Source organism: Thermoflavimicrobium daqui, from assembly GCF_003313465.1.
Taxonomy (GTDB): domain Bacteria; phylum Bacillota; class Bacilli; order Thermoactinomycetales; family Thermoactinomycetaceae; genus Thermoflavimicrobium; species Thermoflavimicrobium daqui.
Genome location: NZ_KZ845667.1, coordinates 237,029 through 252,506, shown reverse-complemented (window position 1 = coordinate 252,506; position 15,478 = coordinate 237,029). Strand labels below are relative to the sequence as shown.

Sequence of the window (15,478 nt, the reverse complement as noted above, 5' to 3'; positions counted from 1 at the left end):
TAGCTTAGGAGGTGTTTATTCTATGGTGAAAATGATGACGTCAAAAGAAGCAGCCGAAAAAGTCATTCATGGAGAGCTTTTTATCTTGGATGTACGTAATGAAGAAGACTACACCAATTGGAAAATCGAAGGGAAAAAAGTGGTATCTATTAACATTCCATACTTTGATTTGATTGACGGTGTAGAACACGCATTAGAAAAATTACCGAAAGATGAGCGAGATATCTTGGTCGTCTGTGCAAAAGAAGGCTCCTCTAAATTTGTGGCAGAGCAATTGGATGAAGCGGGCGTGGATGAGATGTATTATCTCCAAGGGGGTATGAAAGCTTGGAGTGAATATCTCTATCCAGTCAAAATAGGAAACTTAAAAGATGGGGGAAGCATCTATCAGTTTAATCGAATTGGAAAAGGATGCCTTTCCTATTTAATTGAGTCACATGGAGAAGCAGCCATTATTGATCCAGTACGGATGATGGATACGTATGAGAGTTTTGCTCAAGATAAGGGGCTTTCCATTAAATATTTAATCGATACCCATCTTCATGCTGATCATATTTCTGGTGGTTGTAAACTGGCTGGAAAACTAGGAGGAACTTATTATCTCCCGTCTAAAGATGCGACAGAGGTGACCTTCTCATATGAACCATTAGAAGAAGGAAAAGACATTCTAGTTGGCAATACGCGGATTCGTATTCAACCTCTATACTCTCCAGGTCATACCATTGGAAGCACATCCTTGATGGTGGATGATCAATATCTTCTCTCTGGTGATATCCTATTTGTAGATTCCATCGGTAGACCTGACTTAGCAGGAAAAGCCGAAGACTGGGCTTACGATTTGCACCATACTCTATATCAACGATATAAAGAGCTTTCACCAGAACTACTCGTTCTGCCAGCGCACTTTGGAAAGATTAGTGAAATGGATGATCAAGGACGGGTGTTTGCTAAATTGGGAGAACTATATATGAAAAATGCTGGACTTCAAGTAGGGAATGAAACCATATTCCGTAAAATGGTGACAGAGAATCTGCCACCGCAACCTTATGCTTATCAAGAAATTCGGAAAACCAATATGGGGAAACTTACCCCGACAGAAGATGAACAACGGGAAATGGAAATCGGCCCTAATCGTTGTGCTGTTCATGATTAATTTACTTTACTTGGGAGGACGATGAAAAATGAATGTAGATAAAGTGTTGGATGCAAAAGGACTTTCTTGTCCTATGCCTGTGGTACGTACGAAAAAAGCGATCGATGAATTAAAATCAGGAGAAATTTTAGAACTTCATACAACCGATTCTGGAGCTTTCAGTGATATTCCTGCATGGGCAAAAACTGCAGGGCATCAAGTTATCGAACAGAGAGAAGAGAACGGAGTGTATAAGTTTTGGATTCAAAAAGGTTAAAGAATAGAATGATCCCTTTATAATAAAGGGATCATTCATCACACAAAAATAGAAGAGGAAGATCATAATGGAAAACAATAAATCAACCTTGATCGTATTCAGTGGTGATTTGGATAAAGCTATTGCAAGCTTTATTATTGGGACAGGGTCTGCTGCGATGGGAAACCAAGTAACCATGTTTTTTACTTTTTGGGGGCTTAACATTCTTCGTAAAGAGCAGTATGTACCTGTACAAAAATCGTTTATGGATAAAATGTTTGCTAAGTTGCTGCCGAGAGGACCTGAAAAATTAGGAATTTCAAAGATGAACTTTGGTGGATTAGGTGCCAAGATGATGAAATACACCATGAAAAAGAAAAACATTACCACTTTAAAAGAACTTATCGAAACGGCACAAGAATTGGATATCAAAATGGTCGCATGCACCATGTCTATGGATGTATTAGGAATTAAAAAAGAAGAGCTAATTGATGGACTTGAGTATGCTGGAGTGGCATCTTATCTTGCAGAAGCAAACGAGGCAAAAGTTAACTTGTTTATCTAGGGAAGAAGTGTTTAGATATGGACATCGAATTTATTGCACTTATTTTTTTCATCGGATTGATAAGTTCTTTTACTTCTGGGATGTTGGGTATTGGAGGATCAATTATTAACTATCCGTTGCTACTCTATGTTCCAACTTTGTTGGGGATTACTTCTTTCACTGCTCATGAAGTAACGGGGATTAATACGGTTCAAGTATTTTTTTCTACCATCACAGCAGTACTTGCATATCGGAAGGGAGGATATCTTAATCAATCTCTCATTCTTTCCATGGGGATTAGTATTTTGATCGGGAGTTTTATCGGTGGCTATGGATCCAAGCTGCTAAATGAAGGACAAATTCATTTAGTTTATGCTATTTTGGCAACAATTGCGGCAATCATGATGTTTGTTCCGAAAAAAGGATTGAATGATATCCCTGTGGACAAGGTAACATTCCATGTTCCTTTAGCGATCATATCGGCATTAATTGTTGGAATTGCTTCAGGAGTTATTGGTGCAGCTGGGGCTTTTCTTTTGGTTCCTGTTATGTTGGTAGTTCTGAAAATACCTACCCGAATAACAATCGCTACATCGCTCGCTATCACCTTCATTTCTTCTATTGGGTCAACCACTGCAAAAGTTATTACCGGTCAAGTCCTTCTGTTTCCTGCCATTATTCTGGTCATTGCCAGTATGATTGCTTCACCTCTGGGGGCATCCTTTGGGAAAAAAGTAAATCCAAAAATATTACAAGTAATTTTATCTATCCTTATTATTGCTACATCAGCGAAAATTTGGCTTGATGTTCTTTCCTAATCTCCAAAAAATTGTTGGGGGATTTTTTTCAAAAAAGAGAAAGATATCTATTGATTCGTTTTTTCGTTGTAAATATCGTATGATTAGGTGATTTTTGTTATCATTTCCTTATACACTTGCTCCATCAATGAGTAAACTTATGCATTGGAAAGATCTAAAAGGTCTAATTAGAAAAAGGTAATAAGTACGGAGGATATACAATGATATATGATGATAATGTAAAAAAACGTTTACGGCGTATTGAAGGGCAGGTTCGTGGCGTTCTTCGTATGATGGATGAAGATCAAGATTGTAAAGATGTCGTATCACAATTATCTGCAATTCGTTCAGCTGTAGATCGGTCTATTACGTATATCGTAACTCATAATTTGGAGCATTGTTTAAGAGAAGAGATAGAAAAAGGCGAAAACGCAGATACCAAAAAACTTCTAAAAGAAGCCATGAATTTAATGCTACGTAGTAAATAAATCGATATCTTTATAATCAAAGTCAACTGTATAGTACAAAAGGACTTGAGATCCCTTCTGGAATCTCAAGTCCTTTTGTATTTATTCATTTGTAATTAAGTGTTTGTTCTTGGTATGAAGGAAATAAAGAAGAATCCTTTTCTATACACTCTCATGATCAAGGGCGTAATGTTTCGCTATATTGTGTGAATTGATCAATGGCTAAACGATTGGGTTCATAACCGATGCCCCATTCTTCAGGAACATGAATGATACCACGGTTTACAGTTACTTCTGGCTCTATAAGGTCTTGATACCAATAGTTAGAAGAAGCAGCTGTATCTCCCGGCAAGGTAAAGTTAGAGAGTGTGGTTAATGCGATATTGTGAGCTCTACCGATCCCGGACTCTAACATTCCACCACACCAAACGGGGATCTTTTGTGTTTCACATAAATCATGGATTTTCATTGCTTCGGTTAGACCACCAACCCGTCCAATTTTAATATTAATAATTTGACAGCTTCCTAAGGCAAGTGCTTTACGTGCATCTTCTACAGAATGAATGCTCTCATCTAAACAGATTGGAGTGGTTAGCTGACGTTGAAGATAAGCATGGTCAATGATATCATCGGGGGCCAGTGGTTGCTCTATCATCATTAGGTTAAATTCGTCTAACTCTTTGAGTCGTTGTGTATCTGTTAGTCGATAGGCTGAATTAGCATCAGCCATAAGTAGAATATTTGGAAAGTGATTTCGGATTTCACGGATGATCTCTATATCCCAACCTGGCTTGATTTTTACTTTAATGCGGTGATATCCAGCCGAGACATGTCGTTCAATGATTGTAAGAAGTTCTTGGACGGAATTTTGTATCCCAATACTTACTCCTACCTCAATTTGCTTTTTTTTCCCACCTAAAGCTTTGGCGAGTGGTAGTTGTTGGCGTTTGGCAAATAGATCCCAGATCGCCCCTTCTAAAGCGGACTTCGCCATATAATTCCTTCGAATATGGGCAAATCTCTGCGATACTTCATGAGGATGTTGGATATCCTTCTCCAATAGCAAAGGAATTAGAAAATCTTTTATCATATGCCAATTGGTTTCGATCGTCTCTTCATTATACCACGGAGAAGTAAAGGCTACGGACTCAGCCCAACCACTTAGCCCTTCTTGATCGCGGATCTCAACAAGAATAAAGTCTTTTTGTTTGAAAGTACCAAAGCTTGTAGTAAACGGTGCTTTTAATGGCATATTCATTTTTCTAAGTGTAATTGAGTGTATATTCATAATTTAGTATTCCTTTCTGCCGTGATATTTCACGAATCATGGATGGATAACTGCTTGACATCGATCGCTACATAGTATTGAATGGGCTCATCTGTTTGGCGCTTGACACCAGTGAGGGCATACCCTTCTGCAAATAGGACTTGTAGAAGATAACGGATTTTTAGTCGCCAATCCAGAGCTAGCGAGAAATCAGTTTGTTTGATTTTTTGGAATTGAGTAGGTATGGGTATGAATATTGCTTTTCGCTCTGATAAATGTTCCCTCCATATGGTTGGAAGATCAATCACATGATCATCAAGAAAAGGGAAATCACGTTTATTTAGATTCCAAGGTAGTAGTAATGGTTGCTTGTATTTTATAAAAGGAGGTTTTTGTTTTTCTATCACATGAGGAGTATGGATCCACCATTCGACCATGAGGCGATCCGAAGGTAAGCCTTGATTTAGGGCATCTTCCATTTCTCCATAACAGTTTTCGATATATGTTTGACAAATTCCATGCAATTTTTCTAAATTAAGATAACCATTGATACTTTCAAGAGGATCATAAGTCCAAGTGATTAATTGATAGCCCATATGGATGGCCCATTCTCGTTGTGCCTGTTTTAACTTTTCGCCTAAACCTTGGTTTTGATAGTTAGGATGAATGCCTAGCATATGTGAACAGAGATAACCTTTTCCGTTGACGAAACCAGGAAATCCATAACAAAAGCCGATTAGCTGCTCCTTATGAAAAATTCCTAACATCATTCCTCCGTTTTTGATACAAGTTAATGTTTGATGAACCGGAATGGGATCCATTTGCCAAATGTGTTGTTCTAGTTTTTGCACTTCCGTTAATTCATCAACGGTTTGTAGAATTTTGATTTGATGATACATCTTTTTAGTTTCCTTTCTTCTTTTCAAATGTTAAAAGTACAGCCGTTGTTAAAATTTCAATACCTGAAAAGATAGCTTCTCGATTAAATGTCATATAAGGATGATGGAGCCCGGGTTTTAAATCGCAGCCTAATCCCAACATAGTTGCTTTCAAATGGGAGCGTTTGAGGGTATAAAAGTGAAAATCTTCTCCTCCTGAAGTCATAATCGGATGCGCTAAATTATTTTCACCTAACCGTTGTTGAATTGCTTGGGACATGATGGTTTGTGCCTCTTCATCTACTTCAGCTGCAGCAGTTCTCCCACCAAGTGAGAGGGGGATAGGTATTTCATATAGTTCAGAAATTTTCTGTACCACTTTTCTTACTTTCTCTACCAAATCACGTAAGGATGAATTGGTTTGCGCACGTAAATCGAGGCTAAATTGGGCATGTCCAGGAATAATATTACTACTTTCACTACCCGATACAAAGCGTGTCATCTTGACAGAATAAGGTATCATCGGATTTAAACGAATTTTATTTAACTCATGAACCAGAGAAGCACCAATTTCAATCGCATTGGTTCCTAGATGAGGTCTTGCCCCGTGTGTATCTTGCCCTTGAATCTCTCCATTGATAAATTGCGCCCCTCCGTGGAGAATTGCTGGTGCTGCTTTTCCATCAGGTAGTTCTTCGGCTGGACGGAGATGAACACCATATAAATAATCAACATCATCGACAACTTTTTTCTCAATCATTTTTAAAGCGCCAGTCCCTTTTTCTTCAGCAGGCTGAAAAATAAATTTGCATTTTGCTGTTTGAGGAAGTCCAATTTCCTTTAATAGTAGAAAAGTACCAATAACCATGGTCATATGTGCATCATGTCCACAAGAATGATTTGCTTGAAAAGAGCCATTCACTTGTTGCCAAAGTGCATCGATATCGGCACGAACAGCGACTGTAATCGGACCTGAACCGAGCTCACCGATTACTCCAGTACAGTCATCAAATGTAGTTACCTTACTATTATTTTCATGAAGGATGTTGGCGATATAATGGGTGGTATTTACTTCCTGCCAGCTAATCTCTGGATGACGATGTAGATATTCAAAGATCTCAATCAGTCTGGGTTTGATTTTTTTGATTAATTCTTTCATTCTTATCCCATCTTTCTAAGAGAGGATATTGCCTTTATCAGCTACTTATCGTTTTCATATAAAATCCCCGTTGTCTTGTTTGATTCATATAGAAGGCGCCTTGCTTTTCGTAACGGTTTACTCTGCTCTAATATAAAAATGATAGAATATGATCTTGTATAAATTATCAAAGAAGATGCTTTATACAAACCTATTATAACTAAATACTAGTTTGTATTACATACAAAATAATAATCATAAAATTTTGATCCTATCAGGATTATTTACTGTATCTAGTAATAAGATCCAGTAAAATCCTTGCTGTACATAGAAGCAGTAAAGTTGACAAGATAACCGTCCAGCCGGTATGGTAATAGAGAGAGGAATATCAAATGTTAGGTTAAGCAGGTTTATTAATGGCTTCCATAAGAATTCATTCATATGACAGAATAGGTGATTCATCATGAGCCCATATGTTTTATTAGTAATAGCTATTATTAGTGAGGTATTTGGTAGTTCCATGCTTAAAGTTTCAAAAGGATTTACAAAGTGGCTACCTTCCATAGGTGTAGTAATAGGAATGGGCTTGGCTTTCTATTTTTTATCTTTATCGCTTAAAGAGTTACCATTAGGATTGGTTTATGCAATATGGTCAGGTGTAGGTACAGCTTTAACTGCATTGATCGGAATCGTTATTTGGAAAGAATCATTCAATCTGAAAAAATTATTAGGTTTAGTTTTAATCATTGGGGGAGTTATTGTTTTGAAGCTTTCAAGTGGAGTCTCTTAATTAATAGATAGAGAATGTGAGGTGGTATAGTGAAAGGATATATTGCTTTGGGAATTTCTATTATGAGTGAAGTGTTTGGTACGACCATGCTTAAAATGTCAGAAGGACTTACAAAACCATTTCCTTCTATTGGAGTGATAATTGGCTTTGGATTATCATTTTATTGCTTATCCTTATGTCTTCAAACAGTTCCATTAAGTTTAGCTTATGCAATATGGTCGGGTGTAGGTACCGCTTTAACTGCATTAATCGGCATTCTCTTATGGGAAGATCCATTTAATTTTATGACATTTGCAGGTCTAATACTAATTATTGGTGGTGTATTCTTGTTGAATTTTTCTAATAGAACGGGAAAGGGGGCAAATTCATCAAATTAAATGGATTCCAATTGATTTACTTCATAATAAAACAAAGACTTAGGACATCCCTTAAGGAACCCTAAGTCAATTTGTGTTTCTTTTAAATAAAAACCAGTTTGTATTTCAAACCTTAAACATATACAATCCAACAATTAATTAAACAATCGTTTATTCCCATCTTTCAATATCTTAGTCTTTCTGAGAGAGTACTCCCATTTCAAACTAGCTAAATAGGAGATGAAATCCAGCTAGGATACAGCCTAATAGTATTTATTTTTTGAATATTAAATCTACTTGTTGCATATGATATAATCGGTTTCGAATAGATAAAAGGTTGATATACATATAAAATTAGATAGTAATAATCATTCAGTATTTAATTTGAGCTTGAATGGCTAAAAGAAGTGGATGCCCGTTGCTTGCAATCCTTGTTGGAAACCTTAGCAGATACGTTTGCCCGCTTCTTCAAGAAACAGCTTGCACATTGGCAACGAATCATGTCAAAATCCATTACTGACATTTCATGGTCGAATCTAGGTGTAAGAAATCTTTTGTGATTGGTATGATTAAGTTATCAGCATTGACCGCAATGTTTCTTCCTTACTTTCGTTTGCTAGATAAAACGTATAAAAGAAAAGGTGATTATCATGTTGACACGTTCAGTTTGTGCTGCTGATTATAAAGAAGTGATTTCTGTCCTGAATGAATGGTGGGGTGGCAGACAGATGACAGATATGCTGCCTAAACTATTTTTTGTACATTTTCAAAATACAAGCTTTATAATTGAAAAGGATGGAAGAATCATTGGTTTTTTAATTGGATTTATTTCACAAACTTATCTTAATGAAGCCTATGTTCATTTTGTTGGAGTTCATCCGAAATATAGAAAAAAGGGGATTGCAAAGCGCTTATATGAACTATTTTTTGAGGCGGTACAAAAAAGAGGTTGCGAAATTGTTCGATGTTTAACTTCACCAGCAAATCATACATCGATTGCATTCCATACGAAAATGGGATTTCAGATAGAAAAAGGGGATTACGAAGTAAATGGAATATCCATTCATAAGGATTATGACGGTCAGGGACAAGAGCGAGTTTTATTTGTAAAATATCTTAAGTTAGAATAGGGAGTATGCTCAACATTTAAACATTGCTAGCTGATGATATACACTGTTTTTATTCATTCAATTAAGTAAAGTCCTAGTTATAGTGATGTGATCCCCTTTGATTGACTGTGGTCGTCCGTATTACCAAACACAGTCAATCAAAGGGGATTATTTGCTGAAAGATACTAGAGCCTTGTATAATTTGATCAAAAACCCAGGTCATTTCTAAAATTAGAGTGCAATGTTTTTGTATCGGTTTATGAGATTAATAAAGTTTTGAGCGGCTTTTGATAGATAATGATTTTTTAACCAAATTAACCCCGTAGATGCAATTAGCTCTGTATCTATAATTTTGGAAGCTTGGATATGGTGGTATTTGTATTGTTTAATTACGGTTTCTGGAACAATAGCTGTGCCAAAGTCAGATGCGACTAAGTCCAATAAAAGGGAGATATCAGAACATTCGGCAACAATGTGCGGATGTAAATGGGATTTCGAAAATGCTTCCAAAATCATATAATGCACGCCTAGTCCTTCTGTACTTGGTATAATCAGTGGATAGTCTTGAATTTCAGCAAGTGTGACCTCATGATTAAAAGTTTGTTGTTTATTTGAAGTTAAAAAGTAGAAATGTTCGGTATTAAGGTGGATCACTGAAAAATCATCTAACTCGAGCGGTAATTGTATAATTGCTAACTCTACAATCCGATCCTTCACTAATTTACAAAGATGAGATGATTCATTTTGTTGAATTTTATAGGTAACCTTAGGATATTTTTGGTGGAATTGGTGAAGCATTTTAGATAATTCGACTACCGAAATAGTATTGATACCTATCGTAAGTCTTCCATTTACTCCGTTACTGATCTCCTTGATTTCCATCATTGCTTCGTCCATTAATTGAGTCATTTGTAAGGCATATTGATATAAAGATTTTCCTGCTTCCGTTAGCTCTAAAAATTTTCCATTTCTCTCTACTAATTTTGTTCCTAGTTCATCTTCCATGGCTTTCAAGTGTTGACTTAGAGGAGGCTGAGAAATATGAAGCCTCTTAGCAGCAGCAGAAATTTTTTTTTCTTCTACAATTGCTATAAAATATCGCAGTTGTCTTATATCCATCGGTAGAAAAACACTCCTTTTTATATATGAAAAACCTAAGTGAAATTAATTTTTTTTATATTTTTCATATACTACTTCTTAAGATATCATAAGTATAGATTGAAATTGTATCTCGTTTTGAAATGAGCTTGTATAAAATAGCTAGAAATCCTATTTTTTAAGCTGTTAATTCGCATATGGAAAAAGCTCTTTTTGTGAGATGAGCTTATTTAAAAGATATGGAGAGCACTATTTATAAAGATGAGGTTCATTACTCACCGCATTTTTATGAATAAACCAATTTAGGTGAAACACTATGGAGAAACAACATTTTTATAACGGTTTAAGTATATTTCAATGGTTCATTTTCCTACTGGCCAATTCTATTGCATTACCCATTGTAATTGGGGGAGTATTTCATTTATCGATTGAAGAAATTTCTGAATTAATGCAACGAACATTTTTCGTGGTTGGAATTAGCTCTTTTTTACAAGGATGGCTGGGACATCGCTATCCAATTGCAGACGGTCCAGGGGGCTCATGGGTTAGTGTATTTGTGATTTTCGCAAGCATAGCTATTCCACAGGGACAAAGTACTGAGGAAACCTTGCAACTTTTAGAAGGAGGATTGATTGTTGCAGGTCTTCTGCTCTTCATTCTGGGAGCAGCTGGTTTAGTTACTCGACTGTTATTTTTGTTTACTCCTTTGGTCACGGGGTCCTTTCTTTTGATTTTATCACTTCAACTTAGTGGTATTTTTTTAGAAGGAATGATAGGAATACAAGGACAATCCATCATGGATTATGAAACAGTGGCGATTTCATTTGGTGTATTTATACTTGTTATTATATTATCGAATAAAGGAAAAGGATGGATTAAAAGTTACGCTGTATTGATGGGGATTTTATTGGGTTGGTTACTCTATTTCTTATTAGGAAAAAACTCCACGACCATTTCCGAACCGGTTTCCTTGGTTAAATTACCAGAAATTTTTGCTTGGGGGACTCCACGGTTAAATACCGGAATGATTATAACATCCATCTTGTTTACATTTATTTTAGTTTCTAATAAGATTGCAGCAGTTTCGGCTGCTAAACAAGTATATCCAAAATCCGAAAAAGAGGATAAGCAAACAATGAATCGTAGCATCTGGACAGGTGGTATTTCACATGTTATATCTTCTCTTTTTTCTACGATCGGAATAGTTCCTTTACCGGTATCTGTGGGTTTTATCCAATTAACGGGTCAGAAAAGAATAGGACCTTTCTTGATAGCAAGTTTGGCTTTATCATGTATAGCAGTCATTCCACCCATTGTCAACTTCTTAGCTTTGCTTCCAGGTCCTATTGCAAGCGCTGCACTTTTGGCGTCCTTTGTCCAAGTGATAGGGATCGCTTTTCAAACTCTTCGGAAAGAAGATTTAGACCAGCGTCAATTAACCATTTTAGGAGTCACACTAATAATCTCTATTGGTTTAATGATTCTTCCTAAAGGTATTTTTCAAGGTCTTCCAACCATTCTGCAATATATTTTAAATAATGGTTTGCTTGTGGGTACAATAATAGTAATCCTACTGGAACAACTATGGAAAAAAAGAGAAAAGATAGTAGATTGTTGAAACAATAAATATCACATTTTATAAAATTCAACTATTCAAAAGGAGAGTGCTTATTGATGAGTCACACAGAATTTATGCAATTGGCAATTGAGTTAGCTTATGAAAATGCCAAAAACAAAAAGGGAAAGCCGTATGGCGCAATTATCGTTAAGGATGGGCAGATTGTTGCTAAAGGAGTCAATGAGGTTCTCCAAACACATGATCCGACTGCCCATGCTGAACTTCAAGCTATTCGTGAAGCATCTCGTAGCCTTGGCACATCGGATCTTTCTGACTGTGAACTATACGCAAGTGGGGAGCCTTGTTCCATGTGTTTAAGTGCCATTTACTTGGCGAATTTTAAAAATGTTTATTATGCTTATACTGCAGAAGAGTCAGAAGAAATTGGGTTAGGTACAAAATATGTTTATCATCAAGTAGCTCTTCCAATGGAAAAACGAGATGTTAAATTAATTAAGCTGGATAAGAATCCTAAACAAAAGAATCCTTTTGTACTTTGGAAGGAAATGAACTTTTAAATATTGCTTTGATCGGAAAAAAACAGCTATTTCATATCATATTCCAACATGCACGCTTTCCTAAATTCACGATTCATACACTTAGATCGTAGAATCTTTAAAAAGCAGAACATTTATATGTTCTGCTTTTTGTTTGTCTGACAATATTCAGCAGGAAAGTTATATGTATGTTAAAAATCTTAGTGGGAATACTTTTAAGCCTAATTCAGCATGTTGCATATTTCGATTGAAAATCTAGGAAGTCACGAATCGCTTTTGTCCATTTTCCCTTTCTCTTTTCGATAGGTTTCCAATAGGATCGACACTGCTATCACACCCTAACGTTGTGTGTATCAAGATTAGCAAATGAAAGGAGATACCCACATCGACTGGAAGGTAAAAAAATGATGATTATAAGCATAATATTTATATTCTCTATGCCATTAGTCACATGCAACGATATGAGTCCAGATAATATTGATTAATAAATCATTAACCAATATAAAAATGACTTTGTTGACACAAAAAAAACGAACATATATACTGATTTTATCTGATGAATCGAATATAAGTTTGGTATAATGATTTCCAAGTTAACTACTCAGGATCTGTTTGATTTATTAGAGCGTAATCGTGACTATGGCTGGCTACCAGATCGAAGGGAGTTTGCGATTGACGAGCTTATAAAACGTTTAGATCAAAATGAGCCAGATATCAACTTGCTCGTAGATATCTTATCCTATGATTTATCCATCCTCCGCCAAAAAGCAATTTGCTTCATCACTAAAAATAGTAGTAAATGGACAGATGCACAAATCAACTGTTTGATTCAAATGATGTTACAGCGAGTAAGTGAAGAGCGAATCGATGATCTAGACGATTGGCTTCCACTGATTGAGGGACCGCTAAATAAGAAGTGGAAACAATGGGCATCGGTACAGAGTTTGAAGGGCTTTTTAAAATGGTCTACATGGAAGTGTGAGAAATTTATTATTCAAGTATTAAATCATGTAGATGTCTCTCGATATCCATATAAAGGTGAAGACCTATTACCACTGTTACTAGATGAAGAATATTATGGAATTGCTTCAGTTGCTCGTGAGAGATTGATACAAGATATTAAACATATTAAGATTTCTCCATCATTTTTGGTGGACATAGCCTTTACCTTTGAAGAGGTTAAGCAAGAATTTTTTGTGAACTTTGTCCAAGAGAATAAAAAAAAGTTCATTCCTATTTTACCAGAGCTTATTAATAAACTATGGAATCGGATCAGTCGGAATGACAAGCCTAATCTATTAAATTATCGTTGGGATGCTCAAAAAGTAAAAAAAGCACAAGATTTTGTGCGTGAACAGGTATTAGGAACGTTGCTCTGGCCCGAGGTATGTCAGATGATTTCAATTGAAAAGGTATTTTCTTTGCTCTCGCACGAGCAGATAGAGTTACAAGCCTTTGCTTTTGCTCAAAGGCTAATTGAAACGATGCAACCCGATATAAATAAAATCGATTTAGAAAAAATAGTACATTTTACACACGTTCGGCAAGCTGAGGTTAGGAGAATCGCACGAAATTGGTTGGTTCAGGTAATCAATCAGCTTGACGAAGATAAACTAATTGCCCTTGTTGAAACCGAATGGGAGGATACACGACATTGGATGTTTGGCTATTTAAAGACCCTCTCCGATGAGCAGGTAACATCTAGGTTAATCTATGGGTTACTTGACAGCTCTTATCCTGAAGTACAACAATTTGCCAAAGAGATGGTTCAAATCTATCCAACTAGAATTGATGTAACAGAGTTGATGATTCATGCGAGTGAAAGTCCATCTTTGGAAGTACAAGCATATGCTTTAGAACTGGCTAACCGTGCAAGATGGAATATCCAAACATTTAAACAAATGACATACTTCTTCCGTAAAGTATTATTCTATGTAGGGGGAAGTAGGCAACTAAAAAAGAGGGTTTTCGAGCTTTTCCAAGTATTGGGGATGATTTCATCTGAATTAGGTGAGCAGATTCTATCGATGTTATCTGACGTAATACGAACGAGTGGAAAGCAACATTTTGAGAAAATGTTGTGGATCATTGTACAAATTCAGAGGAAATATCCGCAACTGAAAAATAGATCAATAATGATTAAATCATGAAAGAGGGTAGAGTATGCTTGAAACATTAGATCAGATTGAATGGAAAAGTTTAGGACATGCTTATGGACCGGCCGAAGATGTTCCTGATTTAATACGAGATTTAACTTCATTAGATGAAAAGGTTCGTCGTACCGCTTGGAGTTCACTATATAGTAATATTTATCACCAAGGGACCATTTGTGAAGCAGCAGCCCGTGCAGTTCCTTTTTTGCTTGAACTCTTGGAGTATGAGTCAGTTCCTGATCGACATCAAATCTTAATCTATCTCGTTCATTTAGCGAATGGAACCTCTTATTTTGAAGAATTTGATCTGGATGAAGAGTTTTATGAAGGAGTCAAGTTCAATCGAGATAACGATTGGGTAAAAGAAACTCATCTTGCGGTCCGAAAGGGAATACCTGTTTATACCCAGCTTTTAAACCATCCAAATGCTAAAATACGTAACGCCGCTGCTTATGTGTTGGGAGAGATTGGAGAGCAAACAGAAGAGGTTCGAAGCCAGTTACGTTCCTTATTACAGACTGAAAAAGATGAAGTTGTTAAAGCAAGCATCCTACTCAGTTTGGGAGACTTAAGAGATAAGCATCCACAAACGATCACTTTGATGAATCAATTTATTCAAACAAACTATTCGCTGTTAGGTATCACATCAGCATTGGCCATTTTACGTTTAGACCCTGGTCACCTGAAGGCCATTCAGCTATTGGTAGATACCTTGAAAAACCCAGATGATACAATCACCTCTTTATTCGATCAACTTCCTTGGAGAGAATATGGGTTAAGTGCAGAAATCTTTTTATGTCTTGGACGATTACCCGAAAATCAGATCATCCCATTTATTCCTGATTTAGTTGGTGTTTTTCAAAAAAGTGATGTGGGATGTTTAACGTTTATGCGAGTATTATTATTTATCGTATTTAGAAAACAAGAGACAAAGCTTACATTTAGTGATTTAACTAAGGAGCAAATACTTGTATTACAGGCTATGACTGAAGTTGAACCGATTTGGGAATATGCAGATACTACATTGTCTTTAGAAAGATATGGTTTACCGTATTTTAATAATCGGGAAGAGTTAAAGGATTTTTTGGCTGAAGTAGGGTGAGGTAGAAAAATGCCGGTCTTTATGGAATTAGTGAGTCAGAGATGCAAGCCGGTGGTAGACTATTGATGGATATAAAAGCCGTTCGGTTTCTTGACATTAAGTCTTATAGCTGCATATACTTAGTATTGTAAGATTATCATTCATAACAATGAGGTGGAAAGGAAATGCAAACTTTATCGACTGTTCTTATTAGAGATTAGGCTTATGACGGGAGAAGTGTGCCCATTTTTGGATATAAGCCAATCAGAGAACAGTAGATAAAGAACGATACTCCTT

The 15,478-nt window shown here is 36.3% G+C and carries 16 protein-coding genes and 1 pseudogene; 13 read left to right on the top strand and 4 right to left on the bottom strand.

What is annotated here, in order from left to right; all coding sequences use genetic code 11:
- Positions 1-22 precede the first annotated feature (22 nt).
- The 5 genes from DL897_RS11075 to DL897_RS11055 all read left to right on the top strand — a co-directional run bounded on the left by DL897_RS11075 (position 23) and on the right by DL897_RS11055 (position 3,217).
- A complete protein-coding gene (locus tag DL897_RS11075) occupies positions 23-1,153 on the top strand; it encodes an MBL fold metallo-hydrolase (RefSeq protein WP_113659206.1) in 1,131 nt (376 codons plus the stop codon).
- A gap of 28 nt (positions 1,154-1,181) precedes the next feature.
- Positions 1,182-1,409, top strand: a complete 228-nt coding sequence (locus DL897_RS11070; RefSeq protein WP_113659205.1) for a sulfurtransferase TusA family protein — start codon at positions 1,182-1,184, stop codon at positions 1,407-1,409.
- Positions 1,410-1,476: 67 nt separating this feature from the next.
- The gene (locus tag DL897_RS11065; protein WP_113659204.1) at positions 1,477-1,953 is read left to right on the top strand and encodes a DsrE/DsrF/DrsH-like family protein; all 477 of its coding nucleotides are present in this window, start codon (positions 1,477-1,479) and stop codon (positions 1,951-1,953) included.
- A gap of 17 nt (positions 1,954-1,970) precedes the next feature.
- On the top strand, positions 1,971-2,750 hold the full coding sequence (locus DL897_RS11060; RefSeq protein ID WP_113659203.1) for a sulfite exporter TauE/SafE family protein: 780 nt from the start codon (positions 1,971-1,973) through the stop codon (positions 2,748-2,750).
- Between the two features lie 200 nt (positions 2,751-2,950).
- Positions 2,951-3,217, top strand: coding sequence for a metal-sensitive transcriptional regulator (locus DL897_RS11055; protein WP_113659202.1), 267 nt, complete (start codon positions 2,951-2,953; stop codon positions 3,215-3,217).
- A 157-nt stretch (positions 3,218-3,374) separates the two neighbouring features.
- Here the strand turns inward: DL897_RS11055 and menC are convergent, their stop codons facing one another.
- Genes menC through DL897_RS11040 form a run of 3 tightly spaced genes read right to left on the bottom strand, consistent with a single transcriptional unit; the run spans position 3,375 to position 6,500 of the window.
- Positions 3,375-4,484 carry an o-succinylbenzoate synthase gene (menC, locus tag DL897_RS11050; RefSeq protein ID WP_113659201.1) on the bottom strand — a complete coding sequence of 370 codons (1,110 nt, stop codon included), beginning with the start codon at positions 4,482-4,484 and terminating at the stop codon, positions 3,375-3,377.
- A gap of 29 nt (positions 4,485-4,513) precedes the next feature.
- Positions 4,514-5,362: a GNAT family N-acetyltransferase gene (locus DL897_RS11045; protein ID WP_113659200.1), complete on the bottom strand. Its 849-nt coding sequence runs from the start codon at positions 5,360-5,362 to the stop codon at positions 4,514-4,516.
- A gap of 4 nt (positions 5,363-5,366) precedes the next feature.
- The gene (locus tag DL897_RS11040; RefSeq protein WP_113659199.1) at positions 5,367-6,500 is read right to left on the bottom strand and encodes a M20 peptidase aminoacylase family protein; all 1,134 of its coding nucleotides are present in this window, start codon (positions 6,498-6,500) and stop codon (positions 5,367-5,369) included.
- Between the two features lie 442 nt (positions 6,501-6,942).
- Between DL897_RS11040 and DL897_RS11035 the strand changes: the two genes are divergently transcribed.
- The 4 genes and pseudogenes from DL897_RS11035 (at position 6,943) to DL897_RS11025 (ending at position 8,755) form a co-directional block, all read left to right on the top strand.
- Entirely contained in the window at positions 6,943-7,269 is a 327-nt protein-coding gene (locus DL897_RS11035; RefSeq protein ID WP_113659198.1) for a DMT family transporter, read from the top strand.
- Between the two features lie 29 nt (positions 7,270-7,298).
- Entirely contained in the window at positions 7,299-7,646 is a 348-nt protein-coding gene (locus DL897_RS11030; protein ID WP_113659197.1) for a DMT family transporter, read from the top strand.
- A gap of 365 nt (positions 7,647-8,011) precedes the next feature.
- Positions 8,012-8,104 (top strand): annotated as a pseudogene (locus tag DL897_RS19130) (helix-turn-helix domain-containing protein); the annotation flags it as partial.
- A gap of 171 nt (positions 8,105-8,275) precedes the next feature.
- Positions 8,276-8,755 (top strand): GNAT family N-acetyltransferase, encoded by a 480-nt coding sequence (locus DL897_RS11025; RefSeq protein ID WP_113659196.1) that lies wholly within the window; start codon positions 8,276-8,278, stop codon positions 8,753-8,755.
- A gap of 210 nt (positions 8,756-8,965) precedes the next feature.
- On the opposite strand, the gene DL897_RS11020 is transcribed toward DL897_RS11025, so the two are convergent.
- The gene (locus tag DL897_RS11020) at positions 8,966-9,853 is read right to left on the bottom strand and encodes a LysR family transcriptional regulator (RefSeq protein ID WP_113659195.1); all 888 of its coding nucleotides are present in this window, start codon (positions 9,851-9,853) and stop codon (positions 8,966-8,968) included.
- Between the two features lie 295 nt (positions 9,854-10,148).
- Between DL897_RS11020 and DL897_RS11015 the strand changes: the two genes are divergently transcribed.
- The 4 genes from DL897_RS11015 (at position 10,149) to DL897_RS11000 (ending at position 15,202) form a co-directional block, all read left to right on the top strand.
- Entirely contained in the window at positions 10,149-11,450 is a 1,302-nt protein-coding gene (locus tag DL897_RS11015) for a purine/pyrimidine permease (RefSeq protein WP_113659194.1), read from the top strand.
- Positions 11,451-11,506: 56 nt separating this feature from the next.
- Positions 11,507-11,968 (top strand): nucleoside deaminase, encoded by a 462-nt coding sequence (locus tag DL897_RS11010; RefSeq protein ID WP_113659193.1) that lies wholly within the window; start codon positions 11,507-11,509, stop codon positions 11,966-11,968.
- A 560-nt stretch (positions 11,969-12,528) separates the two neighbouring features.
- Entirely contained in the window at positions 12,529-14,097 is a 1,569-nt protein-coding gene (locus DL897_RS11005; RefSeq protein WP_113659192.1) for a hypothetical protein, read from the top strand.
- Between the two features lie 13 nt (positions 14,098-14,110).
- Positions 14,111-15,202, top strand: a complete 1,092-nt coding sequence (locus tag DL897_RS11000) for a HEAT repeat domain-containing protein (protein ID WP_113659191.1) — start codon at positions 14,111-14,113, stop codon at positions 15,200-15,202.
- Positions 15,203-15,478: the final 276 nt, after the last annotated feature.